This window comes from Longimicrobium sp. (assembly GCF_036554565.1).
Lineage (GTDB): Bacteria > Gemmatimonadota > Gemmatimonadetes > Longimicrobiales > Longimicrobiaceae > Longimicrobium.
The window spans coordinates 1-5,494 of the sequence record NZ_DATBNB010000090.1 but is presented as its reverse complement, the minus strand read 5'-3'; the positions used below and the strand labels follow the sequence as shown (position 1 = coordinate 5,494).

The 5,494-nt window shown below is 71.8% G+C and carries 7 protein-coding genes and 1 pseudogene; 4 read left to right on the top strand and 4 right to left on the bottom strand.

Translation table 11 applies throughout. The features are described from left to right. Together VIB55_RS02435 and VIB55_RS02430 are read right to left on the bottom strand one after the other, a co-directional pair. A pseudogene (locus VIB55_RS02435) lies at positions 1–427 on the bottom strand (hypothetical protein); the annotation flags it as partial. A gap of 41 nt (positions 428–468) precedes the next feature. Next, positions 469–1,836, bottom strand: coding sequence for a sigma-54 dependent transcriptional regulator (locus VIB55_RS02430; protein WP_331875071.1), 1,368 nt, complete (start codon positions 1,834–1,836; stop codon positions 469–471). Positions 1,837–2,058: 222 nt separating this feature from the next. Between VIB55_RS02430 and VIB55_RS02425 the strand changes: the two genes are divergently transcribed. From VIB55_RS02425 to VIB55_RS02415, 3 genes are all read left to right on the top strand, one after another. Further along, positions 2,059–2,298, top strand: coding sequence for a hypothetical protein (locus VIB55_RS02425; RefSeq protein WP_331875070.1), 240 nt, complete (start codon positions 2,059–2,061; stop codon positions 2,296–2,298). Between the two features lie 45 nt (positions 2,299–2,343). Continuing rightward, complete coding sequence (locus VIB55_RS02420; protein WP_331875069.1) at positions 2,344–2,550, top strand: hypothetical protein; 207 nt, start codon at positions 2,344–2,346, stop codon at positions 2,548–2,550. A gap of 120 nt (positions 2,551–2,670) precedes the next feature. Continuing rightward, positions 2,671–2,910, top strand: a complete 240-nt coding sequence (locus VIB55_RS02415) for a type II toxin-antitoxin system VapC family toxin (protein WP_349262983.1) — start codon at positions 2,671–2,673, stop codon at positions 2,908–2,910. A gap of 7 nt (positions 2,911–2,917) precedes the next feature. Here VIB55_RS02415 and VIB55_RS02410 read toward each other — a convergent pair whose 3' ends face one another. Beyond that, on the bottom strand, positions 2,918–3,238 hold the full coding sequence (locus VIB55_RS02410) for a hypothetical protein (protein WP_331875068.1): 321 nt from the start codon (positions 3,236–3,238) through the stop codon (positions 2,918–2,920). 38 nt (positions 3,239–3,276) lie between these two features. Next, entirely contained in the window at positions 3,277–4,524 is a 1,248-nt protein-coding gene (locus VIB55_RS02405) for a HAMP domain-containing sensor histidine kinase (RefSeq protein WP_331875067.1), read from the bottom strand. A gap of 111 nt (positions 4,525–4,635) precedes the next feature. On the opposite strand from VIB55_RS02405, the gene VIB55_RS02400 reads away from it, so the two are divergent. Further along, a complete protein-coding gene (locus tag VIB55_RS02400) occupies positions 4,636–5,322 on the top strand; it encodes a class I SAM-dependent methyltransferase (RefSeq protein ID WP_331875066.1) in 687 nt (228 codons plus the stop codon). The last annotated feature ends 172 nt before the right edge of the window (positions 5,323–5,494 follow it).

Below are 5,494 nucleotides of genomic sequence, written 5' to 3'. Positions count from 1 at the left end.
CGCCGCCGCACCCCGCGGGGTCCAGGTCGATGTACGTGCCCAGCCGGCAGTACGGCACGGCCGCGGGAAACGCCACCACCCTGCCGGCGACCTGCGCGGCCGGGTCCACCCGCACCCGCCCGCCGACCACGATCACCTGGCCACCCACGTGGGCGCCGGGGCGCAGCTCCAGCCCGCCGTTCACGACGACCACGTCACCCGCCACGCGGCCGGCCAGCGCCAGGTCGCCATCCACGACCGCGAGGCTGCCGGTGACGGAGTCGCCGGCAGCCAGCGCCGCGTCGCCGCTGCGGCGGTCGGTACCGGGGGCGTTCAGCACGGCGGTGATCCGCCGGGCCACCTCCGGGGGCAGGGGAGCCCCCTCCTGCGCCCGGACGGGCGCGGCGGCCAGCGCCAGGGCGGCGATCAGCAGCGCGGAGATGCGCATCAGAAGTTCTCCAGGGGTGGATGGGCCGCGGCGTTCGGGCGTCACCGGAGGATGTCGAGGCGGCGCATGCGGCGGTACAGGTTGGCGCGGTCGGTCTTCAGGCGGCGCGCGGCCTCGGCCACGCTTCCCTCGGCGGCATCCAGCGCACCGGAGAGCAGCAGGCGCTCGTACGCGTCCAGCCGGTCGGGCAGCGGGCGCGGGTCGTCGTCGCGATACGCCGCCGCCTCTGCCTCCGCGGGCGCGGCGCCGGCCAGGACGGAACGGATCTCCGCCGGGCCCACCTCGGTTCCCGCGAACAGGATGCTGATGCGCTCCAGGATGTTGGCCAGCTCGCGCACGTTGCCCGGCCAGGGGTGGCGCGCCAGCGCCTCCATGGCAGCCGGGGCAAGGCGCGGCGGCGTCAGGCCGTGGCGGCGGCGGTTGCGGGCCACGAAGTGCTCCACCAGCAGCGGCACGTCGCCCGGGCGCTCGCGCAGCGGAGGCAGGTGAAGCGGAATGACGTGAAGGCGAAAGAACAGGTCTTCGCGAAAGCGGCCCGCGGCGATCTCCGCGCGAAGGTCCTTATTCGTCGCCGCCAGCACGCGCACGTCCACGGGGATGGGCTCGGTACCACCCACCCGCTCGATCTGCCCCGCCTCCAGGGCGCGCAGCAGCTTGGCCTGCGCCTCGGAGCTCAGGTCCCCGATCTCGTCCAGGAACAGCGTTCCGCCGCTGGCCAGCTCGAACCGGCCGCGCCGCCGGTCTACCGCGCCGGTGAACGCGCCCCGCTCGTGGCCGAACATCTCCGACTCCACCAGGTCCCGGGGGATGGCGGCGCAGTTCATCTTCACCAGCGGCCCGGCCGCGCGGCGCGACAGGCGGTGGATGGCCGAGGCCGCCACCTCCTTGCCGGTGCCGGACTCGCCGGTGATCAGCACGCGGGCATCCGTAGGCGCCACCCGGCCGATCATCTGGCGCACCCGGTCCACCGCCGCGCTCTCGCCCACCATCTCCTCGCCGTCGCCTAGTTCGGCCCGCAGGGCGCGATTCAGCTCGCGCGTCTTCCGCAGCTCCAGCGCCGAGCCCAGCGTAAGCAGCACCGCCTCGGGCGAGAGGGGCTTTTCGATGAAGTGAAAGGCGCCCAGCCGCGTGGCCTTCACCGCGTCGGCAAGGGACGCGCGGCCGCTCATCATCACCACCGGCATGTCGGGCGCGGCCTCCTTGATCCGGGGAAGCACGTCGAGACCCGAGTCGCCCTCGCCCATGTACAGGTCCATCAGCACGGCGTCGGGCTCCTCGCCCTGCACCTCGGATACGGCGCCGCGGCCGGTGCCCGCCTCGCGGGTGCGGTAGCCCTCCGCGCGCAGAAGGCTGCCCAGCATCCGGCGGATGTTCGGCTCGTCGTCGACGATCAGGATGGTGGCGGCCATGCGCGTGGGGACCGGGAAGCGTTCGCGTGCACCGGGAAGCGGCGTTCTACGCCCTCCCCGTCACAAGGTTTCCTCAAGGACGTGCTACGGCCAGCCCTCGTCCATTTTCCGCCTGAGGACGAACATGCCTGTTCGGCTGCTGGCGCAAACGACCCCGTAGACAAACGGACACTCGGCCATCATCTTCCCCCTGTCCAGATTGCACGCCACGAGGGAGCGAGTATGAGCATCATCGAGCCAGAACATCACGACGATCTCGGGTCGGACTCCGAAGGACCCATCCCGCACCTGCCAGTCAGGCGCAGGCGCGAATCTCCGGAGCAGCGCGCGACCCGGATCAAGGAGGCCGTTGACGCGCTTCGCCAACTGGCGGAGATGGGTGCCTTCGACCACATCGAAGATCCGGGCGAGTGGCAGCGCCAAATCCGTGAAGACCGTCCCTTGCCTGGACGAGATTGGTGATCCCGCTGCACCGCATGACCATCCTCAACGCGGAAGATCGTTTCGATGCGCAACGACAAGAAGCTGCGGGCGGACGCCGCTGCAACGGCGTGCAGGCCTGAGACCCCTGAGGAACACGCCGCGCGTCTGGCAGACGCGGTTTCCGCTCTGGAAGAACTCGCGATGACCGGCGGGATCGCCTCCATTCCCGATCCCTCGGCATGGCAGCGTGATATTCGCGAGGACCGACCTCTGCCTGGACGGGGGAACTGATGCTCGTCGATACCAACATCATCATCTACGCGGCCAAACCGCAGTATCAGGCCTTGCAAGACCTGTTGGAAGCACGAGCTTCTTGTCGCGTCCATCAGCTATGTCGAAGCCCTTGGATTTGTGCGGATTGAGCCCGAGGAGAAGGCCAAGCTTGAAGCCTTCTTTCGGAAATCGAAGACGCTTCGTCTCACCAAGCCGGTGCTGCGGCAAGCGGCCCTGTTGCGCCAGACTCGGAAGATGCGGCTCGGCGACAGCATCATCGCGGCGACGGCGCTCGTCCATGGACAGACGCTGGTAACGCGCAACGTTGCAGATTTCCGGTGGATTTCAGGGCTGGGACTCATGAATCCCGTCACCTGACGTACAATCAAAGCGTCAGCGCCATCACGCCGAGGACGGCCAGCGTGGCGGCGGTCCAGACGAGTACCACGCGCGCCGACCAGCGACGGCGTAGCCCGGGCACCAGCAGCACCAGCGCGGCGGGCACTGCGCCGGTCAGCAGCGCGCGGAGGGCGGTCCGGACGGCCAGGTTCAGCAGCCCCACTCGCATCAGGTCGCGCATCTCCGGCTGCGGCAGGCCCGGGATGTCGGGCCGAACGAGGGACCGAAGGTGCACCGTCTGGATCCAGAAGCTGAGCGCGAATGCAACCGCGACGAGCGCGGCGGCTTGCGCGGCGAGCCTCCGCAACGATACAGGACGGGCGTGGGATGCGGAGGCGGGGGTGCTCACCGTGATCCGGCCCAGTCCTTCAGGGCCGCGCGCGGATCGTCGTCGCCGGCCAGCGGCAGCGCCACGCCGAACTCCGCGCCGCCTTCCGCACGGTTGCGCGCCCATACGCGGCCGCCGTGCGCCTGCACCGTCTGGCGGACGAGCGAGAGGCCCAGCCCCGTGCCGCGGGACTTGGTGGTGAAGTCCGGCTCCCAGACCCGGTCGATGATGCCGGGCGCAATCCCCGGCCCGTCGTCCAGCACCCGCACCTCCACGTGGCCGTCGGCGGTGCGCACGTCCACGGTCACCCGCGTGCCCCGGCCGCCCTGCACCGCGTCGCCGGCGTTCAGCAGCAGGTTGGCGAAGGCGCGGGAAAGCGGGTCGTGGTGGCCCGCAATCGAGGGAAGGTCCTCCGGCGCGTCCAGCGAGCCCTGCACTTCGGCGGGAACGTGCGTGCGCAGCAGGTACTCCAGCATCTCACGCAGGTCCACCTCGCTGGGCGGCCCCTCGGGCATGCGGCCCAGTTGGGCGAAGGTGCGGGCCAGCTCCTCCAGCCGGGCAGACTCGGCGGCGAGCACCTCCAGCGCCTCGCGCGCGTCCTCGCGCTCCGGCGTGGCGCGCTGCAGCGTGCGCAGGGCAAAGCGCATGGGCGTCAGCGGGTTCTTCAGCTCGTGCGCCACCCGCCGCGCCACCCCCACCCAGGTGCGCGCGCGCTCCGCCTCCAGGTCGCGCTCGCGCGAGGACTCCAGCTCGGCGGCCATGCGGCGGAATGCGTTGCGCAGCACGGCGAACTCGTCGGAGGTCGCGCGTCCGCTGGGGGCGGGAAGGGGCTCGCGGCGCGCCACCATCGCCGCCCAGCCGGCCAGCTCGCCCACCGGGCGCGAAAGCCGGCTTCCGATGCGCCGCGACGCCCGCAGCGCCAGCGCGGCCAGCAGGGCGCCGATGATCACGCCGGCGATAGGAATGAGCGTCAGCGCGCGGCTGAGCACGAAATCCCACCGGCGCGCGTTGGTGATGGACTGCTCCAGCTCGGCCCGGTGCAGGGCGGCCGCGCGGGCCAGCGCGGTGTCGCCCGACGCTTCGGCGCGGGTCAGCAGCTCGCCGCCACTGGCGCCCACCCGCTCCCACGCCCCCAGCGAGTCCGTCAGCTGCACCGTGCGCGACAGGGCGTACGTGCCCAGCCCCACCAGCGCCAGCGAGGGAAGCACGCTGAACAGCAGGAGGGCGCGTCTCAGCCGGCCTTCGAACGGCATGCGCCGGGGCATGGAAGTCGGGGTGCGGAGGCGCGGTTGACCGGCGGGCGCGGCCCGGCGAGCTTCACCGGGACTCGGGAACGTACGCCCCGGCGCGGCGCGGGAGCAAGGAAGGGAGCGGGGATGACGGGTGGAGTGGAGGCGGAGCTGCGGGCGCGCTACGAGGTGCGCGAAGAGCGGTACGCGCACGGGGGATGGGAAGCATCGCTGATCCTTCCCAGCGCCGCCGACGAGCTGATCGACGAGGGCGAGTTCGCGTCGGACGAGCGGCTGCCGTACTGGGCCGAGCTGTGGCCGTCCGCCCGCGGGCTCGCTGCGCACCTGCTGGACGCGGGGCGGACCTACGCAGGGGCACGCGTGTTGGAGCTGGGGTGCGGCGTGGCGCTCCCGTCGCTGGCCCTGCGCCACCTGGGCGCGGACGTGCTGGCGACGGACTGGTACGACGAGGCGCTGCGCTTCGCCCGTGCCAACGCCGAGCGCAACGGCCTGGCACCGCTGCGAACCGCCCTGCTCGACTGGCGCCATCCTCCCGAGGACGAGGGATACGGCCTGGTAGTCGCCGCCGACGTGCTGTACGAGCAGCGCAACGCGTCGCTGCTGGCGAACCTGCTTCCCCGCGTCACCGCGCCTGGCGGCACCGTGCTGGTCGCCGATCCAGGGCGGGTGTACGCGGGCGAGTTCCTGGGGATGATCAAGGATCGCGGGTGGCGCGCGGAGCAGGTGGACGAACGCGTGGAGCCATCCGCCCCCAACGCCCACAGCCGCGTCCGCATCCATCGGCTCATCCCGCCGGCTCCGGCTCCAGGTTAGTCGGGACCGGGCGCCTCGAGTGCGATCCGGGGGCTGGAGGGGACCGTCTTCCAGCTGGAGGAGCGGACGCGCCGATACGTGCCCGAGCGCGAAGTTCTCCTCTCTCTCCCGCTCGCGCGAGAGGGGGCCCGGGGGTGAGGGCAGCCAGAGGATTGCAGGGCCGCTCTCGAAG